We start from the raw sequence: 21673 nt of genomic DNA, 5'->3' as shown, positions 1-21673 counted from the left end.
AAGTCGCAACGGGAGAATGACAAACCTTCTCCGATTTCCAAATCGATTCGGCCGCTGCCGGATGAATCGTTCGACTCTTCCCGACCTCATCTTCACTTTCCGTTGAAAAGCCGCGCGCCGGTGCAGACTCCGTTCAACAAACTTACGTTCGCTCCGCACAAAGGCGTTTTATTCAAAGCGTCGCGGCATAACGAGGTTCGACCGGCTACTTCCGGCAAGGTGTTGGTCGTGGACGAGATGGAAGGATATAAGAAATACGTAATATTAGAACATAAGAACGGTTATTCGAGCGTGTATGCCAATCTCAAAAGCGTATCCGTATCCGAAGGAGAAACCGTCGATTCCTCCAAAATCCTGGGCGCCCTTGAATCGGGCAAAGGACTTTATTTTCAACTGAACCGCGGAAGCGTTCCGGTAGACCCGGGTCTGCAAATTCGATAAGAAGAATATTAGAATAATATGGAATTCGAAATCGTCAACGCCTGCATCGTAACCAAGGACCAATGGATTCCGAACGGAAGCATCGTTGTCAAAGACGGAATCATTTCCTCCGTAAACGCGGGCGGCCCCCCTACCGGAAAAAGGATCCGTCTGAACGTAAACGGACTCTATGTTTATCCGGGATTCATCAACGCGCACGATCATCTTCTAAGCACGTATCTTCCCAAGGTCGCGCCAAGCAAACCGTATCTGAATTGGCTTCCCTGGGACAACGATCTAAAATCGTCGATCGTATTTTCGGAAAGACAGCAGCTCGACCCAGAACAGCTCTATCTTCTCGGTTCTTATAAGAATTTGATCTCGGGTGTAACCTCGGTTCAGGATCACATTCCTCATTTTGTGCAGGACCCGTTCGTCGAAACGATGCCCGTGAGAATTCTCGACAAATACGCGTTATCCCACAGCATCTGCAGCTATTCTTTGAATTGGGGGGAAGGACCCAAGGAAGAATATGCAAAAGCTCTAAAGCAGAACATTCCTTATATCACACGGATCGCGGAAGGATTCGATTCCGAATCGAGGGATTCTTTAAAGGTTCTGAACAAACTCGGTTGTCTCGGAGAACATACGGTATTGATTCACGGAGTCGTTTTATCCGAATCGGACATCGCTTTGATCGCCGAAAAAAAGGCGCATCTGGTTTGGTGTCCCGAAGCGAATCTGTTTTTATACGAAAGAACGACGGATATTCGCGATCTGTTGAAACACAAAGTCAACGTTTCTCTCGGAACGGATTCCAGCATCTGCGGCTCGCTCAACCTTCTGGAGGAAATCCGCGCCGCGAGAAAATTTTATCAAAGCGAATACGGAGAAGACCTTTCTCCGAAAACGCTTTTCGAAATGGTAACGTCTAATCCTGCAAAGGCATTTCGAATCGAAAAACAACTCGGAAGTATCGAAGAGGGAAAAATCGCGGATTTGGTCGTATTAACGAGAAACTCGGAAGATCCGTATTCCAATCTCTGCCAATCCGATTTAAACAGCATACGCCTCGTTCTCCGAGACGGAGTCCCCGTTTACGGAGACGTTAGTTTGGAATCTTTTTTTGAAGAATCCGGCGCTGCGGTGGAAAGAATTCGCATCGATAATGCCGATAAATATTTAGTTGCATCTCCCGGAAAACTCCTGGAGTCCCTTGTCATCTCCCTTGGCTACAAAAAGGATTTGGCATTTTTCCCCGCACAGAAAGAATTTGATAACTTTGAGTAGGTAATCCATTTGGCCGGTCCGATCATCAGAAATTATAAAGGCGGATCCATCATATATTTTGAGAAGGATAAAGCCGAGGATATTTACGTCCTAAGGAACGGTCGCGTCATTCTTACGTTTCCTGCCGTGGACACCGGACAAGAGGTGAAAGAAGACGTCCGGATCGGAGAATTCTTCGGAGTCAAATCGGCCCTCGGCAAATACCCCAGAGAAGAAACCGCTCAAGTAATCGGAAGTGCGACCGTCCTCGTTTTTAAACCGAACGAGTTCGAACAATTCGTTGCCGAAAAAACCCATCTCATTCTCAAGATGATGAAGGTTTTTTCCAGCCAGCTCAGACAGGTTCACAAAAAGCTCAAAGAAATTTTGGGCCAATCCGACACGCGCAATCCGGCGTTCGAGTTGATGAACGTCGCGGAAGTTTTCTACAAAAACAACAATCTTCCTCACGCAGTCTACGCGTTTGAAAAATATCTGCAGAATTATCCCGGAACTGCGTATTCAGGACGCGCGACCGAACTTCTCGAACTCGCGAGAAGAGGAAACCCCTTCCCTTTGAACATGCCTCCGTTGGTGTATGAAGGAAGCACGAGCCGAGTAACGCCCGAAACATTACAAAACATCATGAAACCCGCCGTTGAAAAATCCGCGATCACGGCCGGTGTGGACAACTCGATCACTTCGCTTTACAATCGCGCTCACACGCTCGTGAACGTAGGCAAACACGGGGAAGCGATGGTGATCTATAAGGATCTTTTGAACAGAACCGATTTCAAATTCGATTCGGAAAAGAAGCTGGTGGAGAATTCTCTCTTTCAACTCGGAGTTTGTCTGTTGAAACAGAACGATCTCGACAACGCGAATTCTTCCTTTTCGACTTATATCAAAAAATATCCATCGGGAGAATCGATCAAAGAATCCCTCTTCCATCTCGCCGAAATCTCCGAACTGCAAGGGGATCGTCAGAGAGCGAGAATGCTTTACGGTAAGGTCGCGCTTCTGCCGCCCGAAAAGGACAGCATCTCCCAAAAATCCAGACTGAAAGCCAAGGAGATGAGTACCTGATGGATATGATGCTCGAATCCATGTTTTCGAAATTCGGTCAGACCTACGAACCGAATCAGATCATCTTCTGTGAAAACGAACCTGGAAATAATTTTTATCTGATTCAATCCGGAAAGGTGAAGATCGTTAAGACCGTTCCGAACCCGACTAAAAAAGAGGACTATCTCATCAAAACCTTGGATATTCTCGAACAAGGGGATATCTTCGGCGAGATGGCGATCTTAGAAGAACAACCCCGCTCCGCAACCGCGATCGCGATTTCGGAAGTGAAGGTATTGAACTTCAATCGCGCAAACTTCGAACTGCTGATGACCAAAAATCCGATGCTCGCGTTGAAAATTCTCACCATCTTTTCGGTGAGAATCAACGACGCCAAACGAAGACTTCTCATTCTTCTGATGGACGACATTCAGGGAAAGGTCGCGGACGTATTCTTAATGTTATACGAAAAGATGCACGCTCACAGCGATTTTAAAGAGATCGTTCTCAACGTTTCCCAGCACGACGTGGCGGAATGGTGCGCGCAACCCGTGGGAGAAGTTCAAAAAGTTCTCAACACTCTTTCCAAAAGCGGCAAAATCGAACTCTACGAAGACAAAATTGTTATACACAATATCGCGGACTTTCAGAGAATAGTCGCACAAAAACGGAAACCGAATTCATAAAAGCTCCCGTAGCTCAGGTGGACAGAGCAGAAGTTTCCTAAACTTTTGGTCGGAGGTTCGAATCCTCTCGGGGGCACCAACCCCGAGCTTAACGCATGCAACATCCAGACTCGATTCTCTCCCTCTTAAAAAAATCGGAAGACTTCTTAAAAAAGAAAGAAATTCCCAGCGCTCGACTCGACGCCGAAATCCTTTTGGCCGATCTCCTCAACTTGCAAAGAGTCAAACTCTACGTAAACTTCGAACGGCTTTTGACGGAAACCGAAAAGAACGCTTACAGAGAAAGAATCGTAGATCGTTCTAAAAACAAACCCACTGCTTATATCACCGGACAAAAAGCGTTTTACAACTCCGTCTTTTTCGTGAACGAATCGGTCCTGATTCCGAGACCCGAAACGGAAGAATTGGTCGAGAAAATAATCCTCGATTTCAAAGAAAATGAGAAGGAACAAACCGTTTTGGATCTTTGCACCGGAAGCGGTTGTATCGGGATCAGTCTGAAACTTGCGCGAAAGGATTGGAACGTAATTTTAAGCGACGTTTCCGAAGAAGCGCTTGCAACCGCACGGAAAAATGCGGAAAAAATTCTTCCCGAAGAAAACGAATCCATTCAATTTTTGGAAAGTGATTTGTTCGCGTCGATTCCTTCCGAGCTACGATTCGATTTGATCGCGACCAACCCGCCTTACATCCCTTTGACGGACAAGGAAACGATGATGAAGGACGTGATCGACTACGAACCGCATCTTGCCTTGTTCCTGGAAAACCCGAAGGAATTTCTGACCCGATTGATCGACGAAGCCCGTTCTCGTTTGAACGAAGGCGGCAGGGTTTATATGGAAACCCTTCCTTCTCTCGCGCCGGTTCTCGTAGCGGAAGCGATCGCCAACGGCTGGAAAGAAGGAAAGGTGGAAAAAGATCTTTCCGGAAAAGATCGCTTTGTCGTTTTAACGAGATATTAAGATCGGATCGATAAGCCGACCGCGATCTTAATATTCAATCGTTCGCCGAAGCCGCAGTTCGGTCTTGAATCGGCAAGGATTCGATAGAAAGAGAAAACAATCCTCTCGACTTCTTATCAAAAGAAGGAAAATAAATCCTTCCTTCGGACGGAACCGCGACCGAAATGTCGGCGATTTTAGAACCGTCGTGCAAGGAATAATAGAGAGGTTTCTTTCCTGTCGAATCGATTACCAACAAACCTGTGTTATGTGAAATGGGTAGAATCCCTTGCGGAATCGAAAGGATTAGGGGTTTGATCCAAGGATTCTTGTGAACGAAATTCACGAGACCCGATCTTCGTTTGATGATGCCCGTCCAAATTCTTCCTTGATCGTCCCGTTCCAGTCCGTCCGCCAAACCGGGCAGGTTTTCAAAAAGGATCTCCGAGGTTCCTTGTTTTTTTCCGGATAGAAAAGCGCGTATGATTCTGAACTTTGTTGTCTCGGTGAAAATCACCGATGTTTCTTCGTGCGGTCCGAACTCGTCGATCAAGATTCCGTCCACGAACGTAAATCCGTTTAAAACCAAAGAAATCGAATCGTTCTTTCGATCATACATCCAAAGTTTCCCGTGAGGATACAATCCGATCGCTTCGGGAACCGCACCGCTTCCCATGGCCGCATTGTCCCGTTCGAACGGTTCGCTGATATAGATTCGATTTCCGTCTTTTGAAATCGCAAGGTCGTTGCAAAGAGAAAAGGGCCTTGCATTGGTTCGGTTTAAATTTTTCAGAGAATACTTGGGACGTTCCGATATCGTATATACTTTGTCGAATTCCTCCTTTTCCAACTTGGGAAGATCCGTTACAATCGGTCGGACTTTTCCGGTTTCAATCTCCACTTCGTATAAACCGACTCGGCTGTTCTCATCGTATGATTCTCCTCCCAATCGGGAAGCGCAGAATAAGATCTTATTTTTATCCGAATCGGAAAATTGCATGCCTGCGGGATTGACCGGCGGTTTTACCCAAGCCTCGGCTTTTCCTGTTTGAAAATCGAGTTTCCAGATCCAACCGTCCATTCCGGAAGCAAAGCCGATCTTCTTTTTCCAATCAAAGATCAAATCGTCGTGGCCGGGAAGATCGACCATCTCCGTTTTCAAACCGTTTACGAAAGGATCTTGTTTGTCCTGTACTTCGATGATCGAAGCGGGAGTCTCTCCTATCGAATACGCTTCTCCGATTTTTATCTTTTCTGGATTACATCCGATCAAACCAGCAAACGAAATTAATATTAGAATTTTATGTTTTACTCCCATACAGTCCTTTGAAACGCTCCGTATTTTTTTACGTGAGGAACTTCTTCGTCGAGCCAATACGCTTTGTCGTTTTCCACCACGAGAATCTCCTCGAATTTAAAACCCGCTTTTCCTTTTCCCAAATGCGGTTCGATCGCCCATAAACCGATCTTGTTCCCTTCGTGATCGGGAGTTAAAAGTTCGGGCAAAACCTTATGCGTTAAAAACTCGTAAGAACCCTGCAAACTGAACCAACTCGCAAAACTGATCGGCAATAAAGGAAACGAAATCTTCGGAAGATGTACCTTATACACCCGATGTCCCAACACCGCAAACGGATACAAAGAGTGAACGTTATCGAACCCGTGTTCTTTCGCATCCCAATCGATCTTCCACCAAATCTCGGAAGCGCTCATCGAAGAGGCGAAGTATTTCGGAATTTCCGATCTCAGTTTTAAAAGATACTTCATCCCGAAATCCAGTTCGGGATTCGGATTCAAAGAAGAAGAATATCCGATGTCGCCGATATATCCTTCCACAACGGGGGACACGTCGAGGATAAAGGATTCGTTCGCGTTCAAGATTCTTTTTTTACTCGGATGAAACTGAGTGAATCGTTTATAACCGTCAAAGCGCGCGTGTTCCCCGAACCAAGCAAACGGGCGATGCAGAAACACTTTCACGCCATGATCGCGTAAAAACGTCTCCATGAGTTTTGCAGTTTGAAACTCGCTCCAGCCCTCCCGCATTTCCTTTTCGATTTCCGTTACGCATTGATACGCCAATCTTTGCGCTTTTAAGAATCCTTCTTTCGTTTCTTGATCCGGCAAACGGATCGAGCTTGAATCGTATTTGGAAATCTTCGAGGAAAGTTTTGAGAAGATTCCCTTTTGAATCGTTAAAGGCATAGCGGCATCTCTATTCGTTGTGATAAAACAAAGAATAACAGCGAAAGAATTGATCCGCTTGAACGATTCCGGTATGAAAGAATTTTTTCGTTATGCCAGTTCGGTGACTTCGCAGAATCGAAGCTCGATCGATTTTAGATGACCGAAAAACAAGGAGGGAACAAATCCGAAATTCTCCTTAAAGGTTCTTGTAAAATGTGCGGAATCGGAAAAGCCCGCGGCGTGCGCCGCTTCCGTGATGCTCTTTCCGTCTTTGAGAAGTTTTGCAGCTTCGAGAATCCGAACCCACAATAAATATCTTCGCAACGGAATTCCGAGATTCTCCTTAAAGAGACGGATCAATCTGTCTTCCGAAACGGAAAAATCCTTTCCGATCTCCTTCATACGAATGCTGTCCGGCATCTCTGTGCGAATTCTTTGTGCGATCTTTTGGATCCGTTCGTCGATCGCCTTTTCCAACTTTCGAAACGGATAAACCGTACGCAACAGATCGATGTGAAGATCCCATACTTCTGTGTCGTTAAGTCTTCCATAATATAAATCCCACAGCCGTTCGATCAAAGGAAGAAACGCATTCACTTCCAAACGTTTGACTTCTCCGGTCTGGACAAACTCGGAGATCGATCCGTATTCGTACGTTTCGGGATCGATCAGCAAAGCGACCATCTCGATTCCGGGCGAGACCGTTCTATGATACGTGTTCGGGCCGACTAAAGCGACTCGATATTCTTCCTTTCCGCTTTCGGTTTCTATGTTGATCGTTTCGGTTAGGGAGACGGCGAGAGTGGCCGCGTAATGAGAATGAAAGTCCGTCTGCATCGCGTTCGTCGCAAAAAATACGCGACCGTTCATAAGATACAGAATGCCGTTGCTCGTAAGATCCATTCAAAATTCCGATTTCGATTTTATTTCACGGTTCGAAAGAAGGATCAACCTTTTTCGAAATCATGCACGATTCGAATGGATTCGAGAGTATAGAATTTACGGATTTACCGGAGTTTATGCTTCTTATAACGGATAAGGAATCGCGTTGATTCCCTTGTAATCCTTTTCATACACCGAAAAATAAACTTTTTCTTTTCCGGGGACAACGACGATCAAAGTTGAAAACAAAGACCCGTCGTGCATCCCGTAATACAGAGGTTTTTTGCCGTCCTTGGAAAGAACCAAAAGCCCCGTTTTTCCGGAAACGGGTTGAAACCGTTGAGGAATGTATAAAACAAAATTTTTCCAAAACGGATTTCTATGCAGCCATGTCACGAGTTTGGAGCGTTCGAAAACCAGAGCGACCCAAACCCTTCCCTGCGGATCGCGGTCCATTCCGTCCGGAAATCCGGGCAAACCGTCGATTACGATTTCATCCGTTCCAGCGTTTTCTCCTGACAAATGCAAACGGAGAAGTCTGAATCGAGAAACTTCGTTTAACAAAATCGATACTTCCCGGTTTGGATCGGAAGCGTATTCCAATAAGATCCCATCCACATAAGAGTAGTTATGCGCGACCGAACTTACGCTCCGATTCTGTAAATCGATCTTCCATACGTTTCCGTTTTTTCCCAAAGTCAGAGCTTCGTTTCTGGATTGATCGCTTACTCCTAATATCGCACCTGAATGATCGTAAGGCTCGGTAAAATAAATTCTTTCTCCGTCGTTGCTGATCGCAAGATCATCCGCTTTTTCGACGAATCGGCTATTCGAATCGTCCATCTCCGAGAGGAACAAGGTCGGCTGCGTACCGGTTGGATAAAAAGACCCAATCGTACTTTTTACGTTTTGACGCGCCGGTTCCGATCGGAATATTTTCGGAACCCGAGCGGCAATCTTGCGCATGGATTTTTCGGAAACGCTTAGTTCGTAAATACCCGGTCCATCCGGATCGATCAAATCGTCCTTTTTCCCTCTGGATACGCAGACATAGATCAAATCGTTATTCTTAGGATGAGCGACCATTCCCCCTGGCATCAAAGGCGTCTTTATGAAAGGTTCGGCCGTATTCCGTTTTAAGTCCAAAATCCAGATGTAACCGTCGATCGAAGAAACGAAAGCACGACCCAATTCTTCCTGTAAAAGGATTTCGTCTTGTGCGGGCACGTTCGGGAATAAGTGCAAAAATCCCCTGCTCGATAAATCGTTCGGATCCTTGACCGACTCGACTTCTTGGTTGTATGGGAATTCTACGCTTTCGCCGATTTGTTTTTGAAAATGTGCATCGGGAAAGGAGAATGCGTTCCAGAAAATGGTGAAGGAAAGAATTAGAATGAGTAAGTACGCGTATCGTTTACGATTCATCGATTCAGTGTAATTGAGGAAGAATCGATTCGCTTGAACGAATCCGGTATCGATTCGAAAAAGGTGGAACTACGATCGCAAGGAACCGCCAATAAAAAAGCCGGAGGCAATTACCACCCGGCTTTTTTTTAAGATTCGAACGAGTTCGGTTTTATCCGAACCCGTTTTTTGCTCGATCGCCGAGAACTCAGCAAAACGCTCTATTGACTCGGCGTCTCGCTTCTAAGGTCGCGGTCGAGAAGTCGTGACGCGCGTCGCGTTAACTCAGCGTCTCACTTCATACTGGTCGTTCGACAGAGATAGAGGCAGGGTCGCGTTAACTCAGCAAAACGCTCCCTATGGGTCGCGTTTTAGATCGCAGAACTTCCTCTTTCTCCCGTTCTGATTCGAATCACATCTTCGAGAGGAGTGATGAAGATCTTTCCGTCTCCGATTTTTCCGTCTCCGGTTTTTGCCGCTTTCAGAATCGCGTCAACGGTAGGTTTTACGAACTCGTCGTTTACGGCGATTTCAAGACGAACCTTTCTCAAAAGGTTCACTTGATATTCGTGACCGCGGAACACTTCGGTCTTTCCTTTTTGTTGTCCGTAACCTTGAACGTCGCTTACGGTAAGTCTGTAAATTTCGTTCTTGGTCAATTCTGCCTTAACCTCTTCCAATTTATGAGGTTGAATGATAGCAACGATTAATTTCATATAATCTCCTTATTAAAATTCTTCAGTAACGTAAATTAAAGGATATAACCTTTTTCACCGTGGATCTCGGAATCCAGACCGGCGATTTCTTTCTCCTCGGAGATGCGGAATCCGATCGTCTTGTCGATCAGGAATACGAGAATAACGGAAACGATAAAGGAATAAGCCCCAGTCGCAACAACGCTGATTACCTGAACCAAAATCTGATCTCCTTTGCTCGCAACGCCCGCACCGAGAGAAAGTGTGAACACACCCGTAAGAATAGCGCCTAACGCACCACCTACGCCGTGAATTCCGAAAGCATCCAAGCTGTCATCGTATCCGAGTTTTCCTTTAAGAAGAATCGCACCGTAACAAACAGGGCTAACAAGAAGTCCCATGATGATCGCGCCTTGAACTCCGACAAAACCGGAAGCAGGAGTGATCACAACCAGACCGGCAACGATACCGGAAGCTGCACCAAGGGCGGTCGCTTTTTTAGTGTGAACGTATTCGATCACGAGCCAAGCAACACCGGCCGCAGCAGGAGCGATCAATGTGACTAAGAATGCTCTCGCAGCAATTCCGTTTACGGCAAGACCGGAACCCGCGTTAAAACCGAACCAACCGAACCAGAGTAAACCGGCGCCGATCAAAGTATAAGTAAGATTGTTCGGAGCGATCAAAGCAGGACCTTCTCCCTTTCTCTTTCCAAGAACGATTGCAGCCGCAAGACCGGCAATCCCTGAAAGCAAGTGAACAACGGTTCCACCGGCAAAGTCAAGAGCGCTCATTTTAAACAACCAACCGTCAGCTGCCCAAACCCAGTGTGCGACCGGATCATAAACCAGCGTGGACCAAAGAAGAATAAAAACGACATATCCGCCGAGTTTCACTCTTTCCGCGATCGCTCCGGAAATCAGAGCCGGAGTAATGAGCGCGAACATTCCTTGAAAAAGGAAGTGAACGTATTTTGGAATCGTCAATTCCAGAGTATTCTCGTCGATTCCGTTGAGAAAAGCGAGATCGAAATTACCGAAATAAGGGTTGGTTCCCGAAAATGCGAAGCTGTATCCAAAGATGGTCCACTGAAGAGTCAGAACCAAAATCGCTACGAAGCTGTGCATCATAGTCGAAAGAACGTTTTTAGATCTTACAAGACCGCCATAGAAAAGAGCGAGTCCGGGAATCATAAAAAACACGAGTGCCGAGGCAACGATCATCCAAGCCGTGTCTCCTTTATCCGCAACGGGAGCGGGAGCCGCCGCAGGAGCAGTCGCTTCTTGTCCAAATAAAACAAATGGAAGAAGCAGAGTGAGCAATAAGAGTAGTCTCTTGGTCCAATTCATAATCATTCTCATCCCAAATCAATTTGCCTACTTTGATGCAAGATTGGTACCAGATGGAGAATTATTTAAGAATTCTCTGAACGAAGCAGAATAGGCCGAAAATGAAGGAGATCCTACAATTTATTGGGAAATACGGGAATTTTCCGTTCAACGATAGTCGGAATTACGAAACCAGCAAAATGCACAGTTTATAAAGTACCTCAATCTGCTCAAAAAAAGTGCAAATTTTCACTTTCTGCCCTTTCTCTACAGAAGATGCTAATAAAATTGGAAAACTGCTGTTATTCTAAATGGAAACGGAAACCAAGTTTCCAGAAGCTTTCTATAGAAGAGGAAGAATTTGAGGGAAAATTAGAATCCAATCTTGCCATGGGATTATAATCCAAGATCAAATGAGAAGCAGCGGATTTTGCGAAACGAGGATGAAAGTAATACGCGTCAAAGATATTGGCCGCATAAACAAGAACGGCAAAAATCATGGACAACTGCAAATTGCGATAGTTCTGATTTACCTTATCCCGCTGATCCTCGAACGGTTTACTGTAAAGATAAAGAGCGGCCGGATCGGAAAATGAGGGAACTGGAATCAACGTTTCGTACGGGTTGTTCATGTGATTCAAATCCCGCACCGAGTTTTTATAAATTTGATTCTCGCGATACACGAGATACAGGGAACTTACGAACAGAGCGGAATAGACGATCGCCGGAGTTTTTCTTTCGTCGGTCCACTGCCCCCAACCGGGAAGAACCGCCGATCTCCAAGCGACGCTCCAAGGACTCAAACCCTTTTGTTGAACCCGAGCCAATCGCTCTTCTTCCTTCTTTTTCGCGTCGGCGTCTTTTGCCTGTTTGTCGAGCATTTCCTGCTTTTGTTTTTCTTCCTTAACCTTTTGAGCCGACTCTTCTTCGGCCTTTTTCTTATCGTCCTGCTCTTTCTTTTTTTGTTCTTTCTCGGCTAACTTCGCTTCTTCTTCCTTTTTAATGCGAAGCGCTTCTTCGTTCGTCACGTCTTTATAAACGATCTTGAGAATGCGGACTTTGGAAATATCTTGGCTTTTGCCGTCTTCGGTCTTAACGGTAACGTTATATGCGTTCTGAGCGGAAACCCTTCCTTTAATTACGGTTCCGTCTTTAAGAATGATGGATTCTCCCGAAAGAAAGGTCGGGAGAAATAAGAACAGAAAAAAGAAAGGGAAATAACTTTTTGCAGACATGTTTCTCTACGAAATACTTTCCATAGAGAAACCAGTCGAACTATAATTTGAAAGCAATTTTTTCTACATTCTAAAAATTCCATATCGAGGATATTCCGGCTTTTTAGAATGATCGGCGTACAGCGCAATACCCAGTATATCCCTTGTTCGAGCTGGATCGATCACTCCATCGTCCCAAAGACGAGCGGAAGAATAGATGCAGGAAGATCTGCTTTCATAATCATCCAAAATCGGTTTACGGAACGCAAACTGCTCTTCGTCGGAAAGTTTTTTACCTTCTTTTTCGAGCTGTTCCATCTTAACCGTCAATAGTACGTTAGCCGCCTGCTCCCCTCCCATTACCGAAATGCGGGAGTTCGGCCACATCCATAGAAAGCGCGGATTGAAAGCGCGGCCGCACATTCCGTAATTCCCCGCTCCGTAAGAACCACCGATCACAACGGAATACTTCGGCACGATGGAAGTCGAAACCGCGTTCACCATCTTCGCTCCGTCTTTTGCGATCCCGGAGTTTTCATATTTTTTACCGACCATAAAACCGGTGATATTCTGCAGAAACAAAAGGGGAATTCCTCTTTGATTGCAAAGCTCGATAAAGTGAGAAGCTTTCAGCGCACTTTCCGAAAACAATACGCCGTTGTTCGCGATGATTCCTACCATCTTTCCGTAAATTTTCGCGAAGCCTGTTACGAGAGTGGTTCCATAATATTTTTTGAATTCTTGAAAACGCGATCCGTCCACGACCCTCGCGATGATTTCACGAACGTCGTAGGACTTACGAATATCCTTCTGAATGATTCCGTAGATTTCCTCGGACGGATACAAGGGTTCTTCCCAACTGATCGATCCTTTCAGCGAAGAATTCCCAGCGTGATGCAACGTGGATACGATGTTTCTCGTAATCTCGATCGCGTGCGCATCGTCTTCCGCGTAATGATCGGTCACCCCGGAAATCGTACTGTGAACCAAGGCGCCGCCCAGTTCCTCGGGCGTTACGATTTCTCCCGTTGCCGCTTTTACGAGAGGAGGTCCGCCTAAAAAGATCGTTCCGTTTCCTTTTACGATCACGGATTCGTCGGACATCGCGGGAATATAAGCGCCGCCCGCGGTGCAGCTTCCCATCACGACGGAGATCTGAGGGATTTTGAGTGCGGAAAGATTCGCTTGGTTATAAAAGATTTTTCCGAAATGATCCTTATCGGGAAAGACTTCGTCCTGCATCGGAAGAAAGGCACCGCCGGAATCCACAAGATAAATGCAGGGAAGAAAATTCTGAAGCGCGATCTCTTGCGCGCGGATATGTTTTTTTACGGTAAGAGGATAATACGTTCCGCCTTTTACGGTCGCGTCGTTTGCAACGATCACACAATCGACTCCGCAGATTCTTCCGATTCCTGTAAGAATTCCCGCCGAAGGAACGGAGTCCGGATAAACTCCTTCCGCCGCCAAAGGAGAAAATTCCAGGAAAGAAGTTCCGGGATCGATGAGAGAAGCGATTCTTTCCCTTGCGGTGAACTTGCCTCTTCCCTTATGACGTTCGATCGCTTTCGCTCCGCCGCCCATTTCGATCTTTCGAATTAAGCCGCGTAAGGATTCCACCTTTTGTTTTAGATCTTCAAAATTCTCTTTATACTCCGATGAGGACGTACGTATTTTGGATTCTATGATTTCCATAAAACCCTCCGGATTTTTATTTTTTTACTTTTGATTCGTATAGGATGCGGATCAGTTCGGTTTCGGATAACGTGAGTTCTCTGTTTCTTCTCGCCATAATTTTCCGCGCGTCCCTTAGAAAGAGATCGAGAATATACGGTTGTCCCGATTCCGCCCAAGTAAACGGAGAAACGTATCCGCCGATTCTGGATGATACCACGTTCGATCCGAAGTCCACAACGGTTCCCGTATTCAACATCACACCGATCGCGATCTTACAATAGTCCGCAACGACCGAGCCGAATTTGATGGAACCTGTGATGCATTCGTCGTGCTCTTCCCGGATTTTCACAACCCCATAGTTGTTTTTTAAATCGGATGTGGTCGCAAGCGCGCCTATATTCACCCAACTTCCGAGAATGGAATGTCCTAAGAATCCTTCGTGGTGCTTGTTCGTATAATCACCGATCAAACAGGTTCCGACTTCTCCGCCGATTCTGCAAGTCGCTCCGATGCTCGTCGCTCCGGTGATTCTCGCATTGTCGATATGGGAATTCGGTCCGATATAAACGGGGCCTTCGATAAACGTGAACGAAGTGATCTTCACGTCTTTGTCGACGACGATCGGTCCGTTGGTCGTATCGAAAACGACTCCCGGATAAACGGTCGCGGAAGGATGAACGTGAAGGTGTTTGGATTTTCCGACCACGTGAAAGTGGTTCGCTTTTACTTTGAGTTTACGAATCCATTTTTGAACGTCTCGACTGAGTTCTATGTCGGCTTCGATGTTCTTTGCAATACCGTCGATCAAATTCCAAGGCATACAAGATTCAGGCGATAAAACCAGATCCACATCCTTGTCGTCGTACGGAAGAAGCTTGGGATTTCTTTCTAAAAAAGCCTGTTGAAACGCCGCGTTCGAATGTGCGTAGAAGATCTTCGCGTCGGGATGAAGTTCCCGCGTTCTTTGAAGAGAATTGAGAATTCCGCTTCGAATCTCGGAAAAGGAGCGAATTCTCGTGAGAGATCGTAAGCCAGCCGGAACCTCTCTTTCGTCGATGAGAATTCTCTGGATCTTCGACATGGCCTACTCTACGGTTACGGACTTGGCGAGGTTTCTCGGTTGATCCGGCGGACAACCTCTCGAAATCGCGGAATAATATGCGAGCAACTGTAAAGGAATCACGTTCAAGATCGGACTTAGAATTTCGGAACATTCCGGAATTTCGAAAGAATAATCCGACAGCGACTTCGCTTCGTGATCTCCTTCGGTTACAATCGAAATGATGATTCCTTTTCTCGCTTTGATTTCCTGAATGTTGGAAACCATCTTCGTATAAATTTCGGATTTAGGAGCGATACAAACGACGGGAACCTCGTTCGTGATGAGTGCGATCGGTCCGTGTTTGAATTCTCCTCCCGCATAACCGGAAGCGTGAATGTAGGAAATTTCCTTCAACTTCAACGCGCCTTCCATCGCAACCGGATGATTGTACGTTCTTCCTAAAAAGATAAAATCCTTCGCGGTCGTAAAGTGAGAAGACATCTCCTCGATCTTGCTCGCTTGCGCGAGGATGCGATCGATCTTTGCGGGAAGAAGTCTGATCTCTTCGATGAGAGCTTTTTTCTCTTCGTCGCTGATGAGCCACTTGAGGTTCGCCATGTAGATGGAGAATAACAGAAGATTCAAAACCTGAGCGGTGAACGCTTTCGTACTCGCAACTCCGATCTCCGGTCCCGCGTCGGTGCGAATGTAAGAATCGGATTCTCTCGCGATCGTAGAGTTCACGTTATTGACGAGTGAAACCACTTTGATGAACTTCGCTTTCGCTTCGTGAATGGAAGCTAACGTGTCCGCAGTTTCTCCCGATTGCGAAATCCCCATAATGAGAGTGTCCCCTTCCACGACCGGGTTTCTATAACGGAATTCGGAAGATGCTTCTGTGTCCGTTTGAATCTTCGCGAAATGTTCGAGATAGTGTTTACCGATCATTCCCGCGTAATAACTCGTTCCCGCGGCTTGGATGATGATTCTGTTGACTCTGGAAAGAACGTCCTTGTTGAGTTTGATTTCGGGAAAAACGATTTCACCGTTATCCAAGATTCGTTCTTGGATGATCTTGCGGAAGATTCCGGCTTGTTCGTGGATTTCCTTGATCATGTAGTGCGGATAACCGCCCTTATCGAGATCTTCCCAACGAAGTTCCTGTTTTTTGAATACGGGCGTCAGTTCCTTACCGGAAAAGTCGAACAACTTGAATTCGTTTTGAGAGAAGTAACCCCATTCTCCCGAGTTCACATAATACACTTCTTCGCAGTTTCTGGTTAGAGGAGAAATATCGGAGGCGAGGAAGTATTCTCCCTTTCCTTTTCCGATCAAAAGAGGCGCGCCGTCTTGCGCGAAATAAACTCGATCCGGTTCCGTTTCAAACACGGTCGAAACCGCCCACTTACCATGGATTTTTCCGAACAATTCCAAGAACGCGTCCTTGTTGGACTTACCGTTCTTTTTGCTTTCTTCAAGCAAATGAGGAAGAACTTCCGTATCGGTTAAACTCTGAAATACGTGGCCTTTTTTCTTGAGTTCGTTTTTAAGTTCGAGATAATTTTCGATGATTCCGTTATGCACTACCGCAACGGTGGAATTCGTATCCGTATGGGGGTGAGCGTTGATCTGATTCGGTTCTCCGTGGGTCGCCCAACGAGTATGTCCGATCCCTACGTTCCCCGGAGCCGGAAATTCGCGCAGGTGCGCTTCCAGGTCCTTGATCTTTCCTTTTGCTTTTCTGACGATGATGTCCCCTTGATCGAGGACGGCGATCCCAGCCGAATCGTAACCTCTGTATTCGAGGCAGATTAGACCGACTACAAGTACCGATTCCGCATTTTTACTACCGGCATAACCGACAATTCCACACATATTCAGGCATTCTCCATAAGCCTTCCCGCGCGGTCCAGCAGAGAATTGAGGTCTTTTTTGGTCCTCGCTTCCCCGATGACTCGAATGATGGGTTCCGTGTTAGAAGGGCGTATGTGAATCCAGGAATCTTCGGAAGCCAATCGAAGGCCGTCTAAGGTTTCTTCGGAAAAGCTGGAGAATTCTCCCCTGAATTTGGAATAGATATCCTGCAGATTTTTACCCGCCACTTTGAAGCTGGTTTTCTGCATGTGAATCGCGGGAAGTTCGTCCACGATCGAATCGATCTTCTTCCCGGTCGCAGCCATCACATTTAGAATATGAGCGATTCCGGACAAAGAATCTCTTCCGAAAGAAGCGACCGACGGATCGATCACACCGCCGTTTCCTTCTCCGCCGAAAATGGATTTGTGGGCGCGCATGTCCGCAACCACGTTGGCTTCTCCGACCTTAGAGCGCGTAACGGGAACTCCGTATTGGCCGGCGACGAATTCGTTGATAAAGCTCGTGGAAAGATTCACGACCATATTGGCCTTTTTCGGAGCTTTTTCCAGAGTTAAGGAAAGAAAGCTCAAAGGAAGCGTGAATTCTTCAGAGATGGCGCCCTTTTTTGGAGTGAGAACCACGAGTCGATCCGCATCTGGATCGAGCGCAAAACCGATATCCGCACCGGAAGATTTCATTTTGCGGGAAGTTTGTTTGAGCGCCTCGGGAGTCGGCTCGGGCGGCCTTGGGAACGTTCCGTCCGGGCTGCAATGCAGAAGAATCGGCTTGCATCCAAGTCTTTCGAGAAGTTCGGGAACCAGAGAACTTCCCGCACCGTTGACCGCGTCCACAAGAACCTTGTATTTCTTTTTGCGAATCGCATTTACATTGACCCGTTTCAAAACGGATTCGATGTGCTTTTCACACCATTCTTTTCCCGAAACGATCTTAGAAGCGGGTTTGTATTGAATTTGTCTGTAGGATTGATTGCGGACCGTATCCAGAATTTTTTCCAGGTCCGCAGCTCCCGTAAAGAATCCGCCCGGACCTACGAACTTAAACGCGTTCCAGATGATCGGGTTGTGAGAGGCGCTGATCATAATCCCGCCTCCCGCCTTGGAAAGATTGACTACGGCCTTTACGGTCGGGGTCGGAACGATTCCGAGTTGTAAAACGTCTTTGCCCATGGCTTGCATCAAACCGAGGGCGATATTTTCGATATAAGGGCCGGAAGGACGAGAATCTCGTCCGATTACGATTTTGGAACCTTCGATCCAAGTTCCGAACGCACGCAAAGCGTCAAAAATAACTTCGGGAGAAAGGCCGGTAGGAATAATTCCTCGAATCCCGGAAACAGAAACCATCAGGTCTGGATGATTGAATACGGGGCTTTTTGTATTCATAGGGGTTGTTTGGATTTAGGAGGAGTTTGCGGAAGAAAGGGTGTGGGCGATGACAGGATCGAACTGCCGACATCCTGCTTGTAAGGCAGGCGCTCTACCAGCTGAGCTAATCGCCCTCTATAATTCCGTTTTTTTAAGCTGCAGATACCGCGTTGAGGCGTTTTGCCATTCTACTTTTTTTTCTATCTGCGTTTTTAGAATGGATCAGGTTTGTTTTAGCAGCTTTGTCCAAAAGAGAGGTGTACTCTACAAAGAGAGCTGTCGCCGCTTTTTGGTCTTTTTCTTTGATGGCTTTCAGAACTTTTTTAGCCTGAGTTCTGAGCCTGGAACGATTCTGGGAATTTGCCGCATTTCTGCGTTTTGTTCTCCGAATGTCCTTTTCTGAAGACTTGATATTAGCCAAGGCTTACACTTCCTATCGAATAAGTGTTTCCAGGTTTTCTGTACCCTACCCCCTGTCAAATGAATTCTAGGAAAATTCCGTACCGTACGCCGTAATTCTCGGAAAATTCACTCCGAAAAGACTCCGCTTGCTAAACCTTCGATCCACCCATCGAAACCGCTTCCAGCGGAGAAAATAGAATGAATCAAAATCGTTTTGGAAATATTTTTCTGACCATTCCATTGGATCGGGACTTTTTTTCCCGTCTTCAAGAAGAGGAAGTCGATCTTTCGGAACTTGCGGAACTGGGAATTTCCTATCTGCGGGACTTCGAGGCAGCCGGGAGGTGTTTTTTGTCGATGGAACGTGAAAAAGTTTCCGCCTCGTTTATAATTCAGGAAACTTCTTATTTACAAATCTTTACTTACTGTTTCCATTGCTCCCGTTCGCTCTATTCGATAATGGAAGAAATTCTTCATAACGCGTATTTGGATTTTTATTTTGCCCCGGCGGGGGAAAATAATTTCCGGTCTCTCGACACGGATCGCGGTTTTTTTTCGACCAATCCTAGACAGCTCTCCTCTTTCGGAGAAGAATTCTCATGTTGAAAAAATCCGAATACATCGTAGTCGATTCCATTTCCTCCGTCGACCCCAACGCGCTTTCCTTGGATAAGATGAATCAAAAGTTCATCGATAAACAAGGGAATCGTTTCGCTCTTCGATTCAACCGCAACACGAGAAGAGCCGAGTTCGTAAGAATCACATTAGAATCTCCGAATGAAGCTCAAAAGCACAAACATGTTCCGCATCCGACTGCGGCCGCACATCACCCGCAACGCCAATCGGTAACAAAACCGATTCATCCGCCCGAAGTGAAAAAACTTTCGCTTCAGGACATCATGGCAAAGACCCAGCAACAGACTTCGGTGAAAATTCCGAAACCGAACGAATCGGGTCCTGCGATCAACGAAGCCGCGGTTCAGAAAAGCATCTTTCAAGAACCCGCTTGGGATCCGCACAAGGCAAAGGATACTTCCAATTTGGATTTGGGAAGAATGGATCTGAACATCATGGAGCACCCGGTTCCTTCTTCCTCCTACCGTGATTCGGGGGATTCTTCCCTTAGAATGGAATACGGTTCCAATTCCTCGATCGGAGATTCGAACATGATCGAGAAAAGAATTTCCGAACTCACTAAGATCAAGGATCGAATTCATTCCGTTCTCAACAATCTCCAGAACTCCAAGATTTTCGAAATCACGGGAGATCCTTCGGAAAACAAGAACATCATCGGAAACCTCAACCGAGAGTTCGACATCGAGTTTTTTCAAAAGCTCGATAAGATCGTGAACTATCATAAAGAGCTGACCACATATCCTAGATCGGTCAATTATTACACCGCAAAATACGAATCTTCCAGAAAGCAGATTCTTCAGTCCAAAAGTTTGGATAGTGAAAAACTCAAACTCGTTACCCTTTGGGAAATGCAGGAAATGATGCTGAGTCTGGTTCAAAAACTGAAGAAGATGGTCTTGAACACTTTGAACGTTCTCAACACCAAAAACGACAATCACATCAAACAACTTCCTTACAACCAACAGCAGATGTTCCGGGATTCGAGAACCGCTCTTCTCTATTGTTCCGAAGATATATCTTCTTTGCTTATCTCCTTGGAAAGATGGGTCGATACTGAATAGGAGAAATCTCCTATGGAACCCTTACAAAGCGCCGAAATTAAAGCCGTTCTCGAAAAGCTCAGAGCGGAATACACCGAAAATTCAAAAAAGAATCCCAAGGTTTTCGATCTCAGAGCGTTCGAATCCAGACTGACGATGATCCTTCAACAGAAGGGAAGTCTCGCTCAGTTTCTCAAAGACGAGATTCAATTCATCGAAACTCTGAAGACCAAACACAAGGAACTCGAAGATAAAAAACAAGCCGCCAAAGGCGATACGATCAACAAGATCCTCGAGGAACAGGAAGCCAGACTCAAAAAATACCAGAGAATCGATTTTCATCCTCTCGCCAAACCCGAGATCCGCTACTTTTACGGAGCGATTCTTTCCTTTGCGGAAACGGAGCTTCCCGCCTTGATTTATATCTTCAAAGGAACGCCGGAATTCTCCTCCTTTAAAGACGCCATCACGATCATCGAAAGAATGGGAATCAGCAGAAGGGGCTTGCCTTCGATTCGAATCAACGAGCACGTCAAAGCATTGTTAGACGCAAACGGAAATCAAAGCGCGATGGAAAAGGACGGTCAGAATATTTTAAAAGAAGTCTGCCTCGCTCTCAAAGGAATCATCACTTCGATTCAAGAATGCGTGAATAAGAACCGTGTTTCCGAAACTCTTTCGGTCAAAATCGACGAGAAAGAATTCCCCAAGGCGGTCGAGTCGTATCAGAATTTGGTTTTCGGGATCGCTCTTGAAAAAATAATCGTAAGAGCCGAAACGATCATCCGCGATTTCCGAATGGCTGAGATCACCGGTCTGGGGTAAATATGAAAGTTTCCATCGTCATTCCTTGTTATAACGAAAAAAATACGATCCGCAATATTCTGGAAACGGTTCGAAAAGTTCCGATCAAAAACAAGGAAATCATTCTCGTCGACGATTGTTCCAAGGACGGAACCAGAGATCTTCTTCAGACTCCCGTATTTAAAAAACTCGTCGATCAGATGATCTTTCATGAAGTCAATCAAGGCAAGGGAGCCGCTCTGAGAACCGGTTTTAAAGCGGCGACGGGAGACATCGTAATCGTTCAAGACGCGGACTTGGAATACGATCCGTTTGAAATTCCGAGCGTAATCGATCCGATTTATAAGGGAAAGGCGGACGTCGTTTTCGGAAGCCGATTCTTGGGAGGCGGTCCGCATCGAGTCGTGTATTATTGGCATCGTATCGGAAACATGGTTCTCACAACTCTTTCCAACATGTTTACCAACATCAACTTAACGGACATGGAAACTTGTTACAAAGCGTTCCGAAGGGAAATCATTCAATCCATCGAAATCAAGGAGAATCGTTTCGGTTTCGAACCCGAAATCACCGCAAAGGTGGCAAAAATTCCGGACGTTCGTATCTTTGAAGTGGGAATTTCCTATTACGGAAGAACCTATGCGGAAGGAAAAAAGATCGGCTGGAAGGACGGCTTTCGAGCGATTTATTGCATTTTAAGATATAATCTTTGGGATTGAAAGTGTAGGAACTCCTACAA

At 46.0% G+C, this 21673-nt stretch carries 21 protein-coding genes and 2 tRNA genes (1 of these 23 only partly in view); 10 read left to right on the top strand and 13 right to left on the bottom strand.

Going from position 1 to position 21673, the window contains the following annotated elements; translation table 11 throughout:
• The 6 genes from DLM76_RS07765 to prmC all read left to right on the top strand — a co-directional run.
• A protein-coding gene (locus DLM76_RS07765) for an LIC_10271 family cell wall hydrolase (protein WP_118964959.1) crosses the window boundary here: on the top strand, positions 1–441 show its 3' portion. The gene continues 222 nt to the left of window position 1, outside the view; 441 of the gene's 663 nt are visible here — the last part of the coding sequence; the start codon falls outside the window, past its left edge; the stop codon is at positions 439–441.
• 18 nt (positions 442–459) lie between these two features.
• A complete protein-coding gene (locus tag DLM76_RS07760; protein WP_118954142.1) occupies positions 460–1710 on the top strand; it encodes an amidohydrolase family protein in 1251 nt (416 codons plus the stop codon).
• A gap of 9 nt (positions 1711–1719) precedes the next feature.
• Positions 1720–2775: a tetratricopeptide repeat protein gene (locus tag DLM76_RS07755; protein ID WP_118954143.1), complete on the top strand. Its 1056-nt coding sequence runs from the start codon at positions 1720–1722 to the stop codon at positions 2773–2775.
• The gene (locus DLM76_RS07750; protein ID WP_118954144.1) at positions 2775–3440 is read left to right on the top strand and encodes a Crp/Fnr family transcriptional regulator; all 666 of its coding nucleotides are present in this window, start codon (positions 2775–2777) and stop codon (positions 3438–3440) included. Before DLM76_RS07755 ends, DLM76_RS07750 begins: the two co-directional genes overlap by 1 nt.
• Before the next feature lie 2 nt (positions 3441–3442).
• A tRNA-Arg gene (locus DLM76_RS07745) sits at positions 3443–3519 on the top strand.
• Between the two features lie 16 nt (positions 3520–3535).
• A complete protein-coding gene (gene prmC / locus DLM76_RS07740; protein WP_118964838.1) occupies positions 3536–4402 on the top strand; it encodes a peptide chain release factor N(5)-glutamine methyltransferase in 867 nt (288 codons plus the stop codon).
• A gap of 34 nt (positions 4403–4436) precedes the next feature.
• Here the strand turns inward: prmC and DLM76_RS07735 are convergent, their stop codons facing one another.
• The 13 genes from DLM76_RS07735 to rpsT all read right to left on the bottom strand — a co-directional run bounded on the left by DLM76_RS07735 (position 4437) and on the right by rpsT (position 18473).
• Positions 4437–5699: an SMP-30/gluconolactonase/LRE family protein gene (locus DLM76_RS07735; protein WP_118964837.1), complete on the bottom strand. Its 1263-nt coding sequence runs from the start codon at positions 5697–5699 to the stop codon at positions 4437–4439.
• Complete coding sequence (locus tag DLM76_RS07730) at positions 5690–6586, bottom strand: M24 family metallopeptidase (protein WP_118954147.1); 897 nt, start codon at positions 6584–6586, stop codon at positions 5690–5692. The genes DLM76_RS07735 and DLM76_RS07730 overlap by 10 nt, the downstream gene beginning before the upstream one ends.
• 90 nt (positions 6587–6676) lie before the next feature.
• Complete coding sequence (locus DLM76_RS07725) at positions 6677–7471, bottom strand: helix-turn-helix transcriptional regulator (RefSeq protein WP_118964836.1); 795 nt, start codon at positions 7469–7471, stop codon at positions 6677–6679.
• Between the two features lie 123 nt (positions 7472–7594).
• Entirely contained in the window at positions 7595–8875 is a 1281-nt protein-coding gene (locus tag DLM76_RS07720) for an SMP-30/gluconolactonase/LRE family protein (RefSeq protein WP_118964835.1), read from the bottom strand.
• A 350-nt stretch (positions 8876–9225) separates the two neighbouring features.
• Positions 9226–9570 (bottom strand): P-II family nitrogen regulator, encoded by a 345-nt coding sequence (locus DLM76_RS07715; RefSeq protein ID WP_002619748.1) that lies wholly within the window; start codon positions 9568–9570, stop codon positions 9226–9228.
• Between the two features lie 35 nt (positions 9571–9605).
• Entirely contained in the window at positions 9606–10898 is a 1293-nt protein-coding gene (locus DLM76_RS07710; RefSeq protein ID WP_118954150.1) for an ammonium transporter, read from the bottom strand.
• A 281-nt stretch (positions 10899–11179) separates the two neighbouring features.
• Positions 11180–12112 (bottom strand): LA_0442/LA_0875 N-terminal domain-containing protein, encoded by a 933-nt coding sequence (locus DLM76_RS07705; RefSeq protein ID WP_118954151.1) that lies wholly within the window; start codon positions 12110–12112, stop codon positions 11180–11182.
• 63 nt (positions 12113–12175) lie between these two features.
• Positions 12176–13786, bottom strand: coding sequence for a carboxyl transferase domain-containing protein (locus tag DLM76_RS07700; protein WP_118954152.1), 1611 nt, complete (start codon positions 13784–13786; stop codon positions 12176–12178).
• 16 nt (positions 13787–13802) lie between these two features.
• A complete protein-coding gene (locus DLM76_RS07695; protein WP_118964834.1) occupies positions 13803–14849 on the bottom strand; it encodes a GlmU family protein in 1047 nt (348 codons plus the stop codon).
• A gap of 3 nt (positions 14850–14852) precedes the next feature.
• The gene (glmS, locus tag DLM76_RS07690) at positions 14853–16685 is read right to left on the bottom strand and encodes a glutamine--fructose-6-phosphate transaminase (isomerizing) (RefSeq protein ID WP_118964833.1); all 1833 of its coding nucleotides are present in this window, start codon (positions 16683–16685) and stop codon (positions 14853–14855) included.
• A 2-nt stretch (positions 16686–16687) separates the two neighbouring features.
• Complete coding sequence (glmM, locus tag DLM76_RS07685; RefSeq protein WP_118964832.1) at positions 16688–18070, bottom strand: phosphoglucosamine mutase; 1383 nt, start codon at positions 18068–18070, stop codon at positions 16688–16690.
• Between the two features lie 43 nt (positions 18071–18113).
• Positions 18114–18186, bottom strand: a tRNA-Val gene (locus DLM76_RS07680).
• Between the two features lie 17 nt (positions 18187–18203).
• Complete coding sequence (gene rpsT, locus DLM76_RS07675) at positions 18204–18473, bottom strand: 30S ribosomal protein S20 (RefSeq protein WP_118954156.1); 270 nt, start codon at positions 18471–18473, stop codon at positions 18204–18206.
• 179 nt (positions 18474–18652) lie between these two features.
• Between rpsT and DLM76_RS07670 the strand changes: the two genes are divergently transcribed.
• The 4 genes from DLM76_RS07670 to DLM76_RS07655 are packed head-to-tail and all read left to right on the top strand — an operon-like array spanning position 18653 to position 21653.
• Positions 18653–19060 carry a hypothetical protein gene (locus DLM76_RS07670; protein WP_425528926.1) on the top strand — a complete coding sequence of 136 codons (408 nt, stop codon included), beginning with the start codon at positions 18653–18655 and terminating at the stop codon, positions 19058–19060.
• Positions 19054–20151 carry an LIC_10450 family protein gene (locus DLM76_RS07665; protein ID WP_118964831.1) on the top strand — a complete coding sequence of 366 codons (1098 nt, stop codon included), beginning with the start codon at positions 19054–19056 and terminating at the stop codon, positions 20149–20151. Before DLM76_RS07670 ends, DLM76_RS07665 begins: the two co-directional genes overlap by 7 nt.
• Positions 20152–20163: 12 nt before the next feature.
• A complete protein-coding gene (locus DLM76_RS07660) occupies positions 20164–20955 on the top strand; it encodes a hypothetical protein (protein WP_118954158.1) in 792 nt (263 codons plus the stop codon).
• 2 nt (positions 20956–20957) lie between these two features.
• A complete protein-coding gene (locus DLM76_RS07655; RefSeq protein ID WP_118964830.1) occupies positions 20958–21653 on the top strand; it encodes a glycosyltransferase family 2 protein in 696 nt (231 codons plus the stop codon).
• The last annotated feature ends 20 nt before the right edge of the window (positions 21654–21673 follow it).

Origin of the sequence: Leptospira yasudae (assembly GCF_003545925.1) — a bacterium.
Classification (GTDB): Bacteria; Spirochaetota; Leptospiria; order Leptospirales; family Leptospiraceae; genus Leptospira; species Leptospira yasudae.
This window is presented reverse-complemented; position numbering and strand designations above follow the sequence as displayed.